The following is a 17,244-nucleotide window of genomic DNA, read 5'->3' as shown; positions in this document are numbered from 1 at the left end:
AAACCGTTCAAAATTTTTCCCGGTGTTTTCTTTATAAACGTAAAGACGAGTTATGACCGGGAAGTTCTTCAGTCAAAGGGAAATTTTTGCATAAAAAATCCCTCCGGCAAAGCCGGAGGGATTTTCGTCAGATTGGGCAGCGCCTTTTGTTGCGGACGGCATTTGCCCCATTGTCCGCCTTATGCTTCCGGCGGAATCGTCTGTGTCTGCTGCAATTTGCGGTATTGCGAAGGGGAGATTCCGTATTCCCGCCGGAACGCCCGGTAAAAGGTGGAATAGTCCGAAAAGCCCACCGTCTCATACAGCGTCTCCAGCTGGCGGCCTGCCAGAATCTCCGTCTTGGCGGCGATCAGCCGCCGCTGGGTAACAAACCGGTAAAAGCTGATGCCCATTTTCTGCCGGAATGTCTGGCTAATGGTGCTCTGGCTGACCAGGAATCGGCGGGCGGTATCCTCCAGAGTAATCTTTTCCGCCAGATGGACCTCCACATACTGGACCAGATCATCCAGCAGCTCATGCTGTTCCACCATGGGCGCGGGCATCTCCCCCTTGCCGCAGGCCCGATGCAGCTCCACCAGAAGCTGCATCGTGTTGCCGCACACATGCCCCTGCCAGCCCGGGGCGCCGCGCTCGGCTTCCCTGCAGCCCTGGGCAAACAGGTTGCCCAGGCTTTCCCACGGGGTCCCGGCGGTGCGCAGCAGGCGGTACCCGCCCCGAAAATCCAGATCGGAACAGAACACCTGCACCTGATCCAGAAATTCCTGGCTGAACCATAGCACGTACCGCTCATAGGGCTCGGCCAGCTGCTCCAGAAACAGCGGCCGGTGGCTGATGCCCGGGGGGATTATAACCACATCGCCCCGGCGCAGCTGATAGCGATCCACCCCAAGAAGGTATTGCAGGTTACCGCTGCAGCAGTAGAGCAGCTCATAAAAGGTGTGGCTGTGCAGCCGTACCACATCCTTGGTGTAGCTGATGTCCCGGTGGGTATCCACAAAGCGGGATGCCATTTCAAGCTCTTGATAAAGGTTTTCCACCTTGGCCCCGTTCTGCCGCAGATACTCCTGCACTTCGTCCAGGCTGGGTGGGTTCTTCCTGAAGGGCTCAAGCGCCATTTGAGCCAGGGCATTCTTCAAAACGAAAAGTTCCACAAAAACCGCCTACATTCTTTGTGAATTTTATCAACATCATATCATGCATTTATCAGATTTGCAATGTTTTTTGACGCAATAGCAATTTTCTTTGCGCTTTCACCGGTGTATGCTATCTGTAGAAGGGAAAAGCGGAATTGGTACCACCGGTTTTCCGAGACTTCGGAATTGATTGTGTAAGGAGAATTGCAAATGAAAACCAAACCGGTACGCCCCTTTGGCTTCCGCGATGAGCTGGGGTACGTTTTTGGCGATATGGCCGGCAGCTTTGTCAACCTGTTTGTAGATGCCTATTTCCTGACCTTCTGCACCTATGTGCTGGGCATCAGCCCCGCCTGGATGGCCGGGCTGTTCCTTGCGGCCCGCCTGTGGGATGCCATCAACGACCCCATCATGGGCTCTTTCCCCGACCGCTGGCACATCGGCAAAACGGTCGACAAGTTCAAGCCCTGGATCAAGATCTTCATGCTCCCTCTGGCACTGTCCGGCGTGCTGTGCTTTGCCAATGTTCCCTTTGAGGGCATCGCGCTGCATCCCTGGGTAGCCTTTGTGTACGTGCTGTACGGTATGTCCTACACCGGCACCAGCATGCCCTTCGGCGCCATGGCCAGCGTGGTTTCCACCGACCCCCTCCACCGCAGCCGCCTGTCCCGCGCCCGCAGCATCGGCGGCACCGTGGTGGGCATCGGCGCACTGTCCTTCGTGCCGGTGATCTGCTTTGACGCCAACTCCAACATCATCCCCGAGCGCTTCACCCTGCTGGCCGTCATCTTTGGCGTGGGCAGCATCCTGTGCTACATGGGACTGCTGCATTTCACCCAGGAGCGCGTGCACGAAGCGCCCAAAGGCCCCGCCGCCAAATTCAACTACGGCGAAGTGCTGAAGGCCGCCCTGCATAACCGCCCGCTGATCGGCGTTATGGTGGCCACCATCGGCAGCATGCTGTTCATCACCGGCAGCAGCCAGCTGAACAGCTACATTTACAAGGAATTCTACCAGAACACCAGCGTCATGACGGTTTCCAGTCTGGCCAATATCGTCATCATTGCCATCTGCTTCCCCCTGGTGCCCCGTCTGGTCAACCGCTTCGGCAAGCGCAACGTTATTCTGGTTATGAGCGCCTACTGCCTGGTTCTCAGCGCCTTCAAGCTGTTTGTGCAGATTGAAAACGTGTGGGCTTACACCGTTGTTTATGTGCTGGCCATGATCGGCCAAACCGCCTTCACCATGCTGATCTGGGCGCTGGTCACCGACTGCCTGGACTACAGCGAGTGGAAGCTGAACATCCGCAGCGACGGCAGCATGTACAGCCTGTACACCTTCAGCCGCAAGATCGGCAGCACCATCGCCTCCACCGGCGCCGCCTCGGCTCTGGCCGCCATCGGATATATTTCCGGCACCAATGTGGTGCAGAGTGCTGCCACCGTGAACAACATCTACTACCTGGTCAACGCCGTACCCGTAGTCACCTGCATTCTGGAGCTTATCGGCATCGGCCTGATCTTCAACCTGGATAAAAAGACCACCAACCAGATGTACACCGAACTGGCCGAGCGCCGCGCCCGGAATTCCGCAGACTGAATTCAGCCCACGCAGGAGGGAATGTTATGAAAAAAATCGATCTTCATCTGCATTGTGTACCTGAGCCTGTACCCCGCACCGACACGATGTTCGTGAGCACCGGTGCCGAGATGGTTCCTCACCTGAAGGAGCTGGGCATCGAAAAAGCCGTGCTGATGTCTGCCGGGGAGCAGGCCAGTCCCCTGGGCAGCAATGAAAGCAATCGCCGTATCTGCGCCGAAAATCCCGGCCGCTATGCCTGGATGTGCAACCTGGACCCCGCAGAGCCGGAAACCATCCGCCAGCGGCTGGCCCGGTACAAGGAGCAGGGGGCTGTGGGCATCGGTGAGCTGATGATCAACCGCCCTCTTGACGATCCCTTCCTGCGTGAAATTTTTGCCGTGGCCGGAGAACTGGGCCTGCCGGTCACCTTCCACATGAGCCCCCAGGTGGGGTTTGGCTACGGCGTGGTGGATGACCCCGGCCTGCCTCTTCTGGAACAGACGCTGCGCGAATTCCCTCAGACCCTTTTTGTGGGTCACAGCCAGCCCTTCTGGGCCGAGATCAGCGGCGACGCCCCCACCGATCCCGAGGGGCGCAACGCCTGGGGCAAGGGTCCGGTAACTCCCGGCGGCCGGGTGCCCGCGCTGTTCGAAGCCTACCCCAATCTGTACGGCGATTTGAGTGCCAACAGTGCCGGATGTGCCATCATGCGCGATCCCGATTTCGGGCTGGCGTTTCTGGAAACATACTCGGACCGGTTGTTCTTTGCCACCGATATGGTCAACACCGAGATGGTATTCCCGCTGGGGGCCTGGCTGGATGACCGGTACGCCGAAGGGCGCCTGAGCCGTACCGCCTATGAAAACATCTGCCGTGAAAACGCTCACCGTATCTACGGCTTGTAACCACAGGAAAGGAGACCCCCATGAACCTGCGTACCCGTATTCTGCCCCGCATGCTCAACAGCGAGGTGGAGGAATATCTTACCCGAAACGACATCATCATCGTCCCTGTCGGAACCGTTGAATTGCACGGCGGTCTGCCTCTGGACAGCGAGACCGTTATCAGCGAGGCCTTTGCTCTGAAAATGGCCGAGGCCTGCGACGGCCTGGTGCTCACCGGCCTGCCCTACTTCTACGCCGGCGCCACCGCCTCCGGGCGGGGCACCGTACAGGTCAGCATCCGTCAGGGCATCGACTATCTGGGCGCCATTGCCCGCAGCCTGCTGCGTCAGGGCTTCAAGCGGCAGATCTACATCAGCTTCCACGGCCCGGCGCACATGACCTGCAGCCCCATGGTGCGGGATTTCTTCGACGAGACCGGTGTGCCCATCCTGTACATGGACCTGACCATGCAGATGATGCAGAGCGCCCGGGATCTGTTCAAATCCATGGACAGCTTCCACGCCATCACGGTGGGTGCCTATGACATGATGGGCCGGCTGAGCGATGTGCCCCTGACCACCGAGTACCATCACAACGACCCCCAGAGCTGCGCGCCCTTCAACGACATTTTCGCCCTGGCTTACCAGAGCGCCTCCATCGGCTACTGCTTCGAGGACCACAAGGATCACATGAGCACCCCTGCCATCCCGGACGAAGCCGTGCGCGCCGCGTTGGCCGACGAGGGCCGCGAGCTCATCCAGGCGCTGGTGTCCCGCATGGACATGCCCCATGTGGTGGATCAGATGCGGAATCTGGAAGCCTACAACATCGAGGTTGCGAAAAAATTCCCCTGGGTGCCTTACGCAGGCGCGGTCAGCAGCGACTCCTGAGCATTTCTCTCTTCCCATATTTCCAAAACGCCCCCGGCACAGAGCAGCCTGTGCCGGGGGCGTTTGCAGTATCGTTATCCTTATTTTCCGGTCTGATAGGCAGCAGAAATGGTCTCCAGCGTCTGGCGCAGCTGGTCGCGGGCCGCCGCGGGGGAGATCAGCTCCACCCGGCCGCCGAAGCCGCACAGCCAGCCGAAGAAGGGCGGGCTGACCACCACGTCCGCATACAGCGTGAACCAGCCGTCCGGCTGGGGCAGGATGGTCACGCCGGTGCCGAACCGGTCCAGCATGGGTCCGATGACGCTGTTGTCGCACCGCAGCTCCACCCGGCTCACCGGGCCGCCGAACATGCCGAACATGGGCTTTGCGTAGTCGCGCATCTTCTGGGGGTCAAACTCCTCCCGGCCCAGGCGGGGCTGGTCCAGCGTGGTGATGGAGGTCATCTTGTCCACCCGGTAGTGGCGCATGCCCTTGCCCTCTTCGAAGGCCACCAGGTAGTAGTTCTCCTCCTCCCAGAGCAGGGCCCAGGGGCTTACCTGATAAGCCCCGCCGCCCCGGCGGGCCACCTTCTTTTTGTCCAGGTTCCACTCCTGGTACACAAAACGGACCTGCCGGTCCGAGGCGATGGCCCGGTGCAGCGCGTCCACGTTGTAATAGATGCTCTCGTTCATGCTCTTCACCCGGCTGGAGGCGAACACCTGTCGCTGCAGCTCGCTTGCCTCCCACTGGCTGGCAAACTGGCTCAGTGCGCGGATCAGCTGATCGCTCTTTTTGCGGGTGATGAAGCGGGAGGCCTGCACCGAGTCGGCCAACAGCTTCAGCTCAGGCAGCTGAAAGGGTCGGCTGGCCAGATAGTAGCCGCCGCCCCGGCCCCGGTGCTGCACGATGTCGTAGCCCAAAGCCCGCAGGGTGGCAATGTCGTCGTAGACGCTTTTGCGCTCGGCTGCTACCCCCTCGGCAGCCAGCAGCTCCAGAATGCGGGGCACGTTGATCAAATGTTCTTCATCGGTGTGGCGGGCAAGAATGCGCAGCAGCCATACCAGCTTGCCCTTCTGACCTTCGCTGCGAGGCATGCCTCACTCCTCCTTTTCCTTCTTGTCAAAGGCGGCCCTGGCCCGGGTGGACTGGCGGAACATCTCCTCCAGCGCGGCCCGGTCCCCCTGTTGCAGATAGCCCTTCAGGGCCTGCAGCCGGGCGGTGAAGCCGTCGATCTCGTCGATCAGGTTTTCCCGGTTCCACAAAAACAGTTCGGCCCACATGGTCTCGTTGATGCGGGCGATGCGGGTCAGGTCTCGGAAGGAATCGCCGGTGTACTCAGCAAACCGCTCAGCCCCCGGCGCACACATCAGGCTCACCGCGATGGCATGGGTGAGCTGGCTCACGTAGCCGATCATCCGGTCATGCTCGGCGCAGCTGAGCACCCGGATGTGGGCAAAGCCCAGCGCCTGGCCCAGCTGCCGGGCAAACTCCACCCCCTCGGGGGTGTTGCGCTCGGTGGGTGTAATGAGGAAATTGGCGGGGGAGAAGTCCACCAGATGGGCATTCTCCACGCCGCTGACCTCCTTGCCCGCCATGGGGTGACTGGCGATAAACTCCACCCCTTCGGGCAGAGTCGCCTGCACGGTCTCCACCAGGCCCGCCTTCACGCCGGACACATCGGTGCAGAGGCAGCCCGGGCGCAGCAGCGCCCCGTACCGGGCCACCCAGCCTTCCAGCGCGGTGGGGTAGAGGGCAAAGATCACCCGGTCCGCCGCACGCACCAGTTCTTCAAAATTTTCGGTTGCGCCATCCCGGATGTAGCCCTTATCCTGGGCAAACCGGATGGCTTCGGGGTTCGTGTCGATGGCGTAAACCTCCCCGAACCCCGCACGGGTCAGGCCCCGGGCATAACTGCCGCCCAGCAGGCCCAGGCCCACAATGAGAAAACGGTCGTTCTTATTCATCCCGCACCTCGATCTGCGCGCCCGCGCGCTCCAGTACCCGGAAAAAGTCCGGCCAGCTCTTGGCCACCGCGCCCGCGTCCCGGATGGTCACCGGCACCCCGGCGCAGAGGCCCGCCATGGCAAGACTCATCACCACCCGGTGGTCGTTGTGGCTGTCCAGCTCCGCCGGGGCGTGCAGCGCCGCCGGGCGGATGGTCACGGTGTCCTGAGTGCTTTCAATGTCCGCGCCGAATTTGCGCAGCTCCTCTTCCATGGCGGCGATTCGGTCGCTTTCCTTGATGCGCAGCCGCCCGGCGTTGATGATTTTGGTTTCTCCTTCGCAGAAGAGGGCCAGCGTCATCAGGATGGGGCCCAGGTCCGGGCAGTCGGCCAGGTCGATAATCGTTCCGGAGAGGGCAGCCTTTTCAAAGGTCACGCTGCTGCCATCCCGTACAAAGCGGGCGCCGCAGCGCTCCAGAATGGGCAGAATGGCCCCGTCACCCTGCAAAGAGTCCGGGCGCAGGTCCTCAATGGTGATGCCGCCCAGCACTGCGCCCAGTACAGCGAAGAAGGCCGCCTGGCTGTAGTCGCCCTCCACCCGGTAGTCCCGGCCGCGGCCGCACTGGCCGCCGGGGATCAGCAGCTTCATCCGGCTCTCATCCGCCCAGTCCACCTGCACGCCGAAATCCCGCAGGGCAGCCAGCGTCAGCTCCACATAGCTGCGGCTCTCGAAGGGCGGGGTGATGGTGAGGGTGCTGTCTCCCTGCAGCAGGGGCAGGGCAAACAGCAGCCCGCTGATGAACTGGCTGGACACATCCCCCGGAATGGTGTAGTCGCCGGAGGCGAGAGGCCCGCGGATGGCAAGGCCTCCTTCGCTCTGGTCAAATTCCAGGCCCTGTTCCCGGAACAGCTTCTCGTATACGCCCATGGGCCGCTGCAGCAGCCGTCCCCGGCCGGAAAATTCCACCCGCTGGCCGCACAGGCTGAACACCGGGATCAGAAAGCGCAGGGTGCTGCCGCTCTCGCAGCAGTCCACCGGGCCGTCCGGGCAGGCCACGCTGCCGCTGCCGGTGATCTGCGCCCAGCCTTCGCCCCGCTCCACCTGCGCGCCCAGCCGGGCGGCGGCGGTGAGGGTGGCGTCCACGTCCTGGCTGAATTCCAGGTTCTCCACCCGGGAGGTTCCCCGGGCCAGCGCAGCACAGAGCACCGCCCGGTGGGCCATGCTCTTGGAGGGCGGCGCGGTGATCCGGCCGCCGATGGCGGCCGGGGCTTGGATATGGGCGATCATGGGAGTTCCTCCTTTTGGGTCTGCTCAGTCAAGGGGCTGACGCACGCCCCGGCCCAGCACCTGGGCGATCTGGCGGCACTGGTCGATGGTCTCGCGGAACTTGTCCGGCTTGAGGGTCTGGGCGCCGTCGCTCCAGGCGTGCTCGGGATCGGTGTGTACCTCGATGATCAGGCCGTCGGCACCGGCGGCCACGGCGGCCCGGCTCATGCTCTCCACCAGACGCCAGTCGCCGGTGGCGTGGCTGGGGTCGATGATGATGGGCAGATGAGTTTTCTGCTTGATGATGGGCACCACGGAAAGATCCAGGGTGTTGCGGGTGTACTTCTCGAAGGTGCGAATGCCACGCTCGCAGAAGATCACGTTCTCGTTGCCGCCGGCCATGATGTACTCGGCGCTCATGATCCACTCCTCGATGGTGTTGGCAAGGCCGCGCTTGAGCAGAACCGGCTTTTTCATCTTGCCCACCGCCTTCAGCAGCTGGAAGTTCTGCATGTTGCGGGCGCCGATCTGCACCACGTCCACGTATTCCTCGAATTCGTCGATCTTATCCTCGCTCATCAGCTCGCTCACGATGGGCAGGCCGGTGGCCTCGCGGGCCTTCACCATGGCCAGGATGCCCTCGGTGCCCAGGCCCTGGAAGGCGTAGGGGGAGGTGCGGGGCTTGTAGGCGCCGCCGCGCAGCATGCAGCCGCCCGCCGCCTTCACGGCCTGCGCGATCTTCATGGTGGACTCGTCGCCCTCCACGCTGCAGGGGCCGCCGATGACCACCAGCGGCTCATTGCCGCCGATCTTGATGCCGTTCACATCCACGATGGTGTCGGCCTCGTGGAACAGGCGGTTGGCCTTCTTGTAGGGAGCGGACACACGGGTCACACTGTCCACCCAGGGGTTGGCAGCAACGACCTTCTCGTTGATCTTGGTGGTGTCGCCCACCAGACCGAACACGTTGTAGTCGGTACCGCGGATCAGAGTGACCTCCAGACCCTGGCTCTCGAATTCGGAAATGATCTTCTGCAGCTCCTCCTGAGGAGTGCCGCGTTTGGTGGAGATAATCATACGCTGTTTCTTTCCCTTTCCCTATGTCTTATTTTCCTGTGGCTGGTTATTGCTTGTTTTTCTGAACGGTCTCGATGAGAAAATCCACCGCGTTCAGGTAGCCCTGCAGGCCCTGGCCGATGAAATGGCCTTGGCAGGCCATGCCAGCGTAGCTGATCTGGCGGAAGGGCTCCCGCTTGGTCACATCGGTGATGTGCACCTCCGCCGCGGGCAGTGCCACCGCCTTCAGCGCGTCCAGAATGGCCACGCTGGTGTGGGTGTAGGCACCCGGGTTGATGACGATGCCGTCGCAGTCAAAGCGGGCCTCCTGGATGGCGTCCACCAGATCGCCCTCGTGGTTGGACTGGTAAAAGCGCACCTCCACGCCCAGCTCGTCGCATTTTTTCTGAATCAGCTCCAGCAGGCCCTGGTAGTCCACCGTGCCGTACAGGCCCGGTTCCCGCACGCCCAGCAGATTAAGATTCGGCCCGTTCAATACCAAAAGCTTCATACAATGCCTCCTGCGCGGCCTTTGTGGCCCTGCTGAAGGGCTCGCCGCTGTTTTTCACGCAAAGGTCCGCTGCCGCCTCATAGAGGGGCCGGCGCTCGGCCTCCATCTGTTTCAGTCCCTCCATGCTGGTGGAGAGGGGGCGGTTTCCGCCCACCTTCAGCAGCTCCACCGGCCGGTCGATGAACACAATCACGCCGTTCTGGTGCAGCGCCCGCACGTTTTCCGGCCGCTTGACCACGCCACCGCCGCAGCTGATGATCTGGCCGCTGCCCATGCCGAAATGGGCCGCGGTCTCGGTCTCCAGGGCGCGGAAGCCATCCTCGCCCCGTTCCTCAAAGATCTGGGGGATGGTCTTGCCCGCCGCCTTTTCGATCTCGGCGTCCAGGTCCACAAAGGGCCGGTTCAGGGCCTTGGCCAGCTGCCGGCCGATGGTGGTCTTGCCGCAGCTGGGCATGCCCACCAGGCAGATGTTCAGCCGCTGGGCCCGGATGCAGCGCACGATGGGCTGAATCTTCGACGAGGGGATGCGCCGCCCGGTGAACTGCCGGGCCGCGTACAGCGCCTGGGCCACCAGCATTTCCAGGCCGCTGGCGCAGGGGATGCCTGCCTCCTCGGCCCGCAGAATCAGCTCGGTTTTGAAGGGGTTGTAGACCACATCCAGAACCGCCTCCAGCCGGGGCAGGCCCGCGGGCTGGATGTGGCACTCGCCCGCATTCGGGTACATGCCCGCCGGGCTGGTGTTGATGAGAATCTGCACCTGGCTCTGGGCCTGGGCCTGCTCGTAAGTGAGCGCGCCGTCCTTTCCGGTGCGGCTGGCAAACAGAATCTCCGCCGCGCCCTGGTCCTTCGCCACCGCATGTACGGTGCGGCTGGTGCCGCCGGTGCCCAGAATCAGCACACTTTTGCCCTTGAAATCCACCCCGTGCTGGTTGGCCAGGTACAAAAAGCCGTCGTAGTCGGTGTTGTAGCCGTGGAGGATACCGTCCCGGTTCACCACCGTATTCACCGCGCCGATGGCCTTGGCCCGAGGCTCCAGCCAGGCGCAGTAGGGGATGACCAGCTGTTTATAAGGGATGGTCACATTGATGGCCTTGAAGGCCTTTTTCTGCAAAAATTCCCGGGCCTGCTGCTCGGTGGGCAGGCTGCACAGCTCATAACGGTAACCGCACAGTGCCTCGTGGATGGCCTTGGAGTAGCTGTGGCCCAGCTTTGCGCCAATCAGTCCGTATTCCATGGTGCTTCCTCCTCTGCCTGCCACAGCGGGCCCCAGCGCTGGGTGAGCAGGTCCGCCAGCCCGAAGGCCACCGCCGCCGTCTGCACAATGGCGGCCCGGTGGGCGATGCAGGGGTCGTGACGGCCCTGAATCTGCAGCTCAGCGGGCTGCAGGGTGCTCATGTCCACCGTCTGCTGGGGCTTATAGATGCTGGGGGTGGGTTTGACGGCGGTGCGCACCACCAGGGGCATGCCGTTGGTGATTCCGCCGTTGATGCCGCCGTTGTTGTTGGTCGTGGTAATGACCCGGCCGTCCTTCACGGTCATCGGGTCGTTGGCCTGGCTGCCTCGCAGCCCGGCCATGGCAAAGCCTGCGCCGAACTCCACGCCCTTCACCGCGGGAATGCTGAACAGCAGGTGGGCCAGCTGGCTTTCCACGCTGTCAAAAAACGGCTCGCCCGCGCCCGCGGGCAGGCCGGTGACCGCCGTTTCCAACACGCCGCCCACGCTGTCGCCCTCGGAGGCGGCAGCCCGGATGGCCTGCTGCATGGCTTCGCCCGCGGCCTCGCTCAGCACCGGCAGGCCGGTGCAGCCGTCCAGCGCCTCCAGCTGGGCGTTCAGCTTCTCTTCCTCCAGAGCAAAGGGGTCGTCCTCCACGCCCGCGATGCGCGCCGCGTGGGTGGCCACCCGGATGCCCTTGGCCAGCAGCATGCTCTGGCACAGCGCACCCGCCGCGCACAGTGCGGCGGTGATGCGGCCGGAAAAATGCCCGCCGCCCCGGAAGTCCTCAAAGCCGCCGTATTTCACATGGGCGGTATAATCCGCATGGCCCGGGCGGCACAGGCCCAGGGTCTTGGCGTAATCACCCGAGCGGGTGTTGGTGTTCTCGATCACCATGGTGATGGCGGTGCCGGTGGTGCGGCCGTTGTACACGCCGCTCAGAAAGCGCACCTTGTCCGCCTCGATGCGGCTGGTGGACAGGCCGCCCTTTTTCGCCCGCCGTTTTTCCATCTGGGCGGCGATGAATTCCTCATCCACCGGCACACCCGCGGCCAAGCCGTCCAGCACCGCGCCGATGGCCGCGCCGTGGCTCTCGCCGAAGATGGTCAGCGCCAACGCGCTGCCGTATGTGTTTTTCACCCAATCACTTCCCCATCAGGATCGCGTTCAGCCCGTCCGCATCCAGCTTATCCAGCCGCCAGCAGCCCAGGCCGGGCACCTTCACCACCGTGATGCGCCCGTCGCGGAATTTTTTGTCGTGGAGCATATAGGTCCACACCTTTTCTTTGTTGTAGGCGGCACGGGCAGGCAGGCCCAGCTTGCGGTAGACCGCCCGCACCCGCTTGACCAGCTGCCGGTCCTCAATCATGGGCAGCAGGCCCAGCGCCACGCACTCGCCGTGGTACAGGCCATTGGTCCGGCGGCCGGTGATGCCCTTCACCGCCTCGATGCCGTGGCCCAGGGTGTGGCCCAGGTTCAGGATGGCCCGCATGCCCTTTTCGGTCTCGTCTTTTTCCACCACCTGCTTTTTGATCAGCAGGCTGCGGTAGATGATGGTCTCGATCTCTGCGTCCACATCCAGCTTTTCAAACATCTCGAACAGCTCGGCGTCGCTGGTCAGGCTCATCTTCACCGCCTCGGCCAGACCGTTGACGAAGTGGCGGCGGGGCAGGGTGGACAGGGTATCCGGGTCCACTACCACCAGACGGGGCTGCCAGAAGGCGCCCACAATGTTTTTCGCCGCGCCCAGGTCCACGGCTACCTTGCCGCCGATGGAGGAGTCGATCTGGGAGAGGGTGGTGGTGGGGCAGTTGATGAAATCCACGCCGCGCATGTAGGTGGCGGCCACAAAGCCCGCCAGATCACCCACAACGCCGCCGCCCACGGCCACCACCAGGTCGCCCCGATCAAAGCCCAGCTCCAGCATCCGGCACAGCAGTTTCTCGTATACCTTCAGGCACTTGCTGCCTTCGCCCTGGGGCACGGTTTCAATGTGGCCCTCCCGGCACTGGGCGCGCACGATCTCGGCGTATTCGGCGGGCACGCCGCTGTCGGTCACAATGAGTACCCTCCGGTTCAGATTGGCCAGAAGGCCCAGGTTGTGCAGCGCGCCGCGCTTCAGGATAATGTCGTAGCTGCGCTCGCCCAGCCGCATGGTCAGTTTCATTCCGTTGGTACTCCTTGTCTGCTCGTTGCTCATTTTGTGTAGACCCCCAATACCCGCAGTGTGTTGCAAATCTGCCCCAGCGCCTCCAGCAGGGTCTTGCTCGCCTGCTCGCCGGGCTGGCCTTCCAGTTCCACGTAAAAATAGTATTCAAAGGGTACGCCGGGCATTGGCCGGCTTTTGATGCATTCCATATTGAACCCGGCCGCGCCGATGGCCTGGATCACCCGGGCCAGCTGCCCGGCCTTGTGATCCACCGTGAACAGCAGGCTGAACCGGTCGCCGCCGGTGGGCTTTTCCCGGGTAATCACGATAAATCGGGTGGTGTTGTCGCCGTCCGAGTTGATGCCCGCCGCCAGCACCTGCAGGCCGTAAAGCTCGGCGGTCTCGGCGCTGGCGATGGCCGCCAGGGTCAGATCGCCGCTCTCGGCCACCTGCTTGGCCGCCACCGCGGTGTTCAGGCACTCGGAGGAGGCAAGGCCCAGGCTGTTCAAAAACCGGGCGCTCTGGGCAATGGCCTGGGGGTGGCTGACCACCCGGCGGATGTCCGCCAGCCTTGCCCCGGGCAGGGCCAGCAGGTTCTGGCGCACCGGCAGGTCGTAGACCTTGCACACGTGCAGCTCCGGATAGGCAAAGCAGAGATCCAGCACGGCGGACACATCCCCCGCGTTGCTGTTTTCAAAGGGCAGCACACCATAGGCCGCCTCACCGCTCTGCACCGCATCGAACACCGCCGCCCAGGTGGGGTAGCTTTTTGCCCCCGCCTTGGGGAACAGCCGCCGCAGTGCGATATGGGAAAACGCGCCCTCCACGCCCTGGTAGGCCACCAGGCTGCGGCCCAGCACCTCCATCTGATACTGGGCGGCCAGCTGCCGCCCGGTCTGCCAGAAGGCCCGGTAATACTTCTCCAGCGCCGGGTCCTCTTTGACCGCCTCGGCCAGCAGTTCCGGGTTTGGCGCGTCGCTGCCAAAGACCGGCTGTGCCTTACCCTGCTCCCGGGCCTCAAGAGCCGCCAGCTCCATCCGGCGGCAAAACAGCCGGGCCAGCTGGCGATCCAGCTCCTCAGCGGATTGTGTGATGCTCTGTTCCGGTTCCATGCAACGCCCTCCTGCCGCATTAATGTGATAAAGTATACCATAGACCGGGCCGCGGCACAACCGCTCCCGGCGCTTTTTTCGGTCCGGTTCGGCTTTTTTCGCCCTTTCTCAGCCCTTGGGCGGGTCCTTCTGCCGCTCCCGGGCCCGGCGGGCCAGCTCCTCAAAGCTGCGCTCGCTGGTGTAAAACCGCCGGTAGGGGTTTTCCAGCGGAGGACGGGGCGGGGGAGCCGTCTTCTTTTGGCCCGCAAGCCGGCCGGTCAGCCGGGCCCACAGCCTTTTCATCGGGCGGTTGCTCCGGCGGTGAGGGTATCAAACAGGGCATCGGCTGCGGCCAGCTCTCCCTCCTCATCCTCGGCATTGCTCCGGTGAGCCACCACAAAGCGGCTCATGTATTCCTGGCCGGATAACTTTTCGCCCGTTATGGTGGTATATTCACCCAGGTCCAGCGACGCCAGCACCGGGCAGTCGCTCCAGTTGTACCATTCCACACCGTCCAGCGGGGCCTCCTCATCGGGCACGGTGCCGTCCGCCCGGGCCAGCACGCGGTAGGCATTCTGGAAGTCCTCGGGCTCGTCCAGCAGGAAGATATATGCATCGCCGGCGGCAAGGTCCGCGGTGAGCACAGTGGACTGGGCCATCTGAACGTAGGTATCGGTCACATCATTCATGGCCGCGCCCACATCCTGGGAGGTGCTGCCGCTGGTATCCGGCTCCTTCATGCTCACCTGATAGGCGCGAATCTGGGCCAGCTTCTGACCGTCGCCGTTGGCGTCCTCCACCACACCGGCCAGCGCCTGCTCCAGCGACTCCTGCAGCTCGGTGGGCAATGCCTGCGGACTGACCAGCGCAATCTGCTCGTCCGGATGAACGGTGGTGACTGCTCCCCAGACATAATAGATCACAATCGCCGCCAGCACCGCCACCACCGCCAGAATCTTCCAGTTGTAGTGCCACCAGTTGGCCACCTTCTGCTTTTTGGTGTATTCAATGGGTTCGTCCGGCTTCATATCCTCCGGGTCGATGTTCAGGGTATAACGTGCACTTGCCATCGCTTTACGCCTCCATTTTGTCATTCAGGGCCGCACCGATCAGGGCGGCGGCCTGCTGGGGCAGCTCCTTCAGCTGCTCCCGGGTCATTGCACCGATTTCAATGGCGGGCAGGATCTGGATGGTCACATGGGTGGGCTTCATCCAGCCGCCGTTGTTCTCCATGATGTCCCGGCTGTTGTGGATGGCCAGGGGCACCAGCGGTGCGCCGGTCTTGGTGGCGATGCGGAAGGCTCCGCCCTTGAATTCCAGCAGGCTACCCTCCTCGCCCTTGTTGCGGGTGCCCTCCGGGAAGATGATCACGGAATAACCCTTTTTCACGTTGGCGATGGCCTCATTCAGCGCCTCCATGGCCTTGCGGGGGTCCTCCCGGTCCAGGAAGACGCAGTGCAGAAGCCGCATCCAGCCCCGCACCAGAGGGATCTTTGCCACTTCTTTTTTCGAGACCAGAGCATGGGGCTTGTCCAGCTGGGTGAGCACCAGCGGGATATCGTAATAGCTGCGGTGGTTGCCCACGAAGACGCAGGGCCGGCCTTCGGGGATGTTCTCCTTGCCGGTGACGGTGACGGTGACCCCGGCCAGCCGCAGCAGCTTGCCCGCCCAGTCCGGCACCCAGCGGTCGGCCAGTGCGTCGGCGGTGGCCCAGTCGCCCGCCTCCAGAGCCTTCAGGCCCCGTCGAAGAAGGGGCAGCTTGAAGAGCAGATACAACCAGAAATAAATAAACCAAACAATGGTGCGCATAGCAGTTCTCCTTGCAGTTTCGGGCAGCCCGCCGGGCCGCGTCATTACCGCTTATTGTACCATAACTGGCCCAAAAGAAAAAGCGCGCCACCCCATTCTTTGCACAAACATCACAAAACGCCTCTCCGGACGGAGAGGCGTTTGGAAGAATATTGGATGTTTTTCCAGTTTACCGGCCATACAGCTCGGTGAGGGCCGCAATGCGCCCGGCCAGCTGCGGGGTGAGGGCGCTTTGCCCCACCCGCCACTGCCAGTTTCCCCAGGGGCGGCTGGGCACGTTCATCCGCGCCTCGCCGCCCAGGCCCAGCCAGTCCTGCATGGGTACGATGGCGGTATTGCTCACGCTGGCCAGCGCCGCCCGGATAAAGCTCTCCACCAGCGGCTCGTCTACCGCGTGCAGATAGGCCCGCGCCCGGGCCACATCCTCCGGATGGGCTTCGGTTTCCCAGGCGGCGGTGGTGGTATTGTCGTGGGTGCCGGTGTAGACCACCGAGTTCTGCAGGTAGTTGTGGGGCAGATAGTCCCCGGCCTCCCGCCGGTCGAAGGCAAATTGCAGCACCTTCATACCCGGGTAGCCGCTGCCCTCCAGCAGTTCCTTCACCTGGGGGGTCAGATAGCCCAGATCCTCGGCGATGATCTGGGCGCCGGGCATGGCTGCGTGGATGGCCCCGATAAAATCCATGCCCGGGCCGGGCTGCCAACTGCCGTTCTGGGCGGTGGTGTCCTGTGCCGGAATGGAATAATAGCTCTCAAAGCCCCGGAAGTGGTCGATGCGCACCACATCGTAGATGGTAAGCGCATGACGCAGCCGGCGCAGCCACCAGGCATAGCCGGTGGCCTTGTGATACGGCCAGTCATAGAGCGGATTGCCCCAGAGCTGGCCGTCCGCGGCGAAGGCGTCCGGCGGGCAGCCCGCCACCCGGGTGAGCCGCCGGTCCCCGTCGGTCTGGAACAACTCGGGCGCAGCCCAGATATCCGAGGAGTCCGGCGAAACGTAGATGGGAATATCGCCGATGATCTGCACGCCCTTCTGATGGGCATACGCCAGCAGTTCATCCCACTGACGATAGAACAGATACTGGATCTTCCGCCAGTAATCCACCCGGCCGGCCAGCCGCTGCCGGGCCTTTGCCAGCGCGTCGGGGCGGCGCAGCCGCACCTCGTCCGGCCAGTGGTACCAGCTCTGCTGGTCGTTTTCTTCTTTCAGCGCCATGAAGAGGGCATAGTCCTCCAGCCAGGCGCTCTGCTCCTGCTGCCAGGCGGCAAAGTCCTCATCGTCGTCCGGCAGCCGGTCCGCTGCCTTTTGCAGCAGAGTGTGACGGCTGGCATACAGTGCGCCGTAGTCCACCCGGGCCGGGTCCTCGCCCCAGTCCGCTTCGGCCTCCGCTTCGGTGAGCAGGCCCTGCCAGATGAGGATGCCCGGGTCGATGAAATAGGGATTCGCCGCAAAGGCGGAAAAGCTCTGGTAGGGGCTGTCGCCGTAGCCGGTAGGGCCCACCGGCAGGATCTGCCAGTAGGTCTGGCCCGCGGCGGCAAGAAAATCCACAAACCGCCGGGCCTCTTCGCCCAGTGTGCCGATGCCCCAGGGGCCCGGCAGGCTGGAAACCGGCAGCAGGATACCGCTTGCACGCTTCAACACGATCGCTCCTATTACAATAAATTTGGACAGGAAAACCGGGCAGCCAGTTCGGCTTTCCCTCCATCTCGTGCCTAAGCTACAATAAGAGGAGCAACTGGCT

The 17,244-nt window shown here is 62.9% G+C and carries 17 protein-coding genes; 3 read left to right on the top strand and 14 right to left on the bottom strand.

The window, feature by feature from the left end; genetic code table 11:
* Positions 1–179 precede the first annotated feature (179 nt).
* Complete coding sequence (locus J7G73_RS03845; RefSeq protein WP_143424707.1) at positions 180–1,151, bottom strand: AraC family transcriptional regulator; 972 nt, start codon at positions 1,149–1,151, stop codon at positions 180–182.
* Between the two features lie 192 nt (positions 1,152–1,343).
* Here J7G73_RS03845 and J7G73_RS03840 point away from each other — a divergent pair, with 192 nt between their 5' ends.
* Genes J7G73_RS03840 through J7G73_RS03830 form a run of 3 tightly spaced genes read left to right on the top strand, consistent with a single transcriptional unit; the run spans position 1,344 to position 4,488 of the window.
* On the top strand, positions 1,344–2,732 hold the full coding sequence (locus J7G73_RS03840) for an MFS transporter (protein WP_291245295.1): 1,389 nt from the start codon (positions 1,344–1,346) through the stop codon (positions 2,730–2,732).
* Positions 2,733–2,758: 26 nt separating this feature from the next.
* Positions 2,759–3,619: an amidohydrolase family protein gene (locus tag J7G73_RS03835; RefSeq protein WP_291245294.1), complete on the top strand. Its 861-nt coding sequence runs from the start codon at positions 2,759–2,761 to the stop codon at positions 3,617–3,619.
* Positions 3,620–3,639: 20 nt separating this feature from the next.
* Entirely contained in the window at positions 3,640–4,488 is an 849-nt protein-coding gene (locus tag J7G73_RS03830; protein ID WP_367113941.1) for a creatininase family protein, read from the top strand.
* 80 nt (positions 4,489–4,568) lie between these two features.
* Here J7G73_RS03830 and J7G73_RS03825 read toward each other — a convergent pair whose 3' ends face one another.
* The 13 genes from J7G73_RS03825 to malQ form a co-directional block, all read right to left on the bottom strand.
* On the bottom strand, positions 4,569–5,561 hold the full coding sequence (locus J7G73_RS03825) for a WYL domain-containing protein (RefSeq protein ID WP_291245293.1): 993 nt from the start codon (positions 5,559–5,561) through the stop codon (positions 4,569–4,571).
* A 3-nt stretch (positions 5,562–5,564) separates the two neighbouring features.
* The gene (locus tag J7G73_RS03820) at positions 5,565–6,431 is read right to left on the bottom strand and encodes a prephenate dehydrogenase (protein WP_291245292.1); all 867 of its coding nucleotides are present in this window, start codon (positions 6,429–6,431) and stop codon (positions 5,565–5,567) included.
* Complete coding sequence (aroA, locus tag J7G73_RS03815) at positions 6,424–7,698, bottom strand: 3-phosphoshikimate 1-carboxyvinyltransferase (protein ID WP_291245291.1); 1,275 nt, start codon at positions 7,696–7,698, stop codon at positions 6,424–6,426. Before aroA ends, J7G73_RS03820 begins: the two co-directional genes overlap by 8 nt.
* 24 nt (positions 7,699–7,722) lie before the next feature.
* Positions 7,723–8,754, bottom strand: coding sequence for a 3-deoxy-7-phosphoheptulonate synthase (aroF, locus tag J7G73_RS03810; RefSeq protein ID WP_087294821.1), 1,032 nt, complete (start codon positions 8,752–8,754; stop codon positions 7,723–7,725).
* A 46-nt stretch (positions 8,755–8,800) separates the two neighbouring features.
* Positions 8,801–9,244: a type II 3-dehydroquinate dehydratase gene (gene aroQ, locus J7G73_RS03805; protein WP_087294823.1), complete on the bottom strand. Its 444-nt coding sequence runs from the start codon at positions 9,242–9,244 to the stop codon at positions 8,801–8,803.
* Positions 9,210–10,478, bottom strand: a complete 1,269-nt coding sequence (locus J7G73_RS03800; protein WP_291245290.1) for a shikimate kinase — start codon at positions 10,476–10,478, stop codon at positions 9,210–9,212. Before J7G73_RS03800 ends, aroQ begins: the two co-directional genes overlap by 35 nt.
* Entirely contained in the window at positions 10,463–11,596 is a 1,134-nt protein-coding gene (gene aroC, locus J7G73_RS03795; protein ID WP_291245289.1) for a chorismate synthase, read from the bottom strand. Before aroC ends, J7G73_RS03800 begins: the two co-directional genes overlap by 16 nt.
* A 4-nt stretch (positions 11,597–11,600) precedes the next feature.
* Complete coding sequence (locus tag J7G73_RS03790; protein ID WP_291245288.1) at positions 11,601–12,623, bottom strand: 3-dehydroquinate synthase family protein; 1,023 nt, start codon at positions 12,621–12,623, stop codon at positions 11,601–11,603.
* 29 nt (positions 12,624–12,652) lie between these two features.
* Positions 12,653–13,717 carry a prephenate dehydratase domain-containing protein gene (locus J7G73_RS03785; RefSeq protein ID WP_291245287.1) on the bottom strand — a complete coding sequence of 355 codons (1,065 nt, stop codon included), beginning with the start codon at positions 13,715–13,717 and terminating at the stop codon, positions 12,653–12,655.
* Positions 13,718–13,825: 108 nt separating this feature from the next.
* Entirely contained in the window at positions 13,826–13,999 is a 174-nt protein-coding gene (locus J7G73_RS03780) for a hypothetical protein (protein ID WP_291245286.1), read from the bottom strand.
* Complete coding sequence (locus J7G73_RS03775; RefSeq protein ID WP_087294834.1) at positions 13,996–14,766, bottom strand: hypothetical protein; 771 nt, start codon at positions 14,764–14,766, stop codon at positions 13,996–13,998. Before J7G73_RS03775 ends, J7G73_RS03780 begins: the two co-directional genes overlap by 4 nt.
* 4 nt (positions 14,767–14,770) lie before the next feature.
* Entirely contained in the window at positions 14,771–15,505 is a 735-nt protein-coding gene (locus J7G73_RS03770) for a 1-acyl-sn-glycerol-3-phosphate acyltransferase (protein WP_087294836.1), read from the bottom strand.
* Between the two features lie 169 nt (positions 15,506–15,674).
* On the bottom strand, positions 15,675–17,144 hold the full coding sequence (malQ, locus tag J7G73_RS03765; RefSeq protein WP_291245285.1) for a 4-alpha-glucanotransferase: 1,470 nt from the start codon (positions 17,142–17,144) through the stop codon (positions 15,675–15,677).
* Between the last annotated feature and the right edge of the window lie 100 nt (positions 17,145–17,244).

The organism is Allofournierella sp., from assembly GCF_017889395.1.
GTDB lineage: Bacteria > Bacillota > Clostridia > Oscillospirales > Ruminococcaceae > Allofournierella.
The sequence above is the reverse complement of the archived record's forward strand: the minus strand, read 5'-3'. Positions and strand labels throughout refer to the sequence as shown.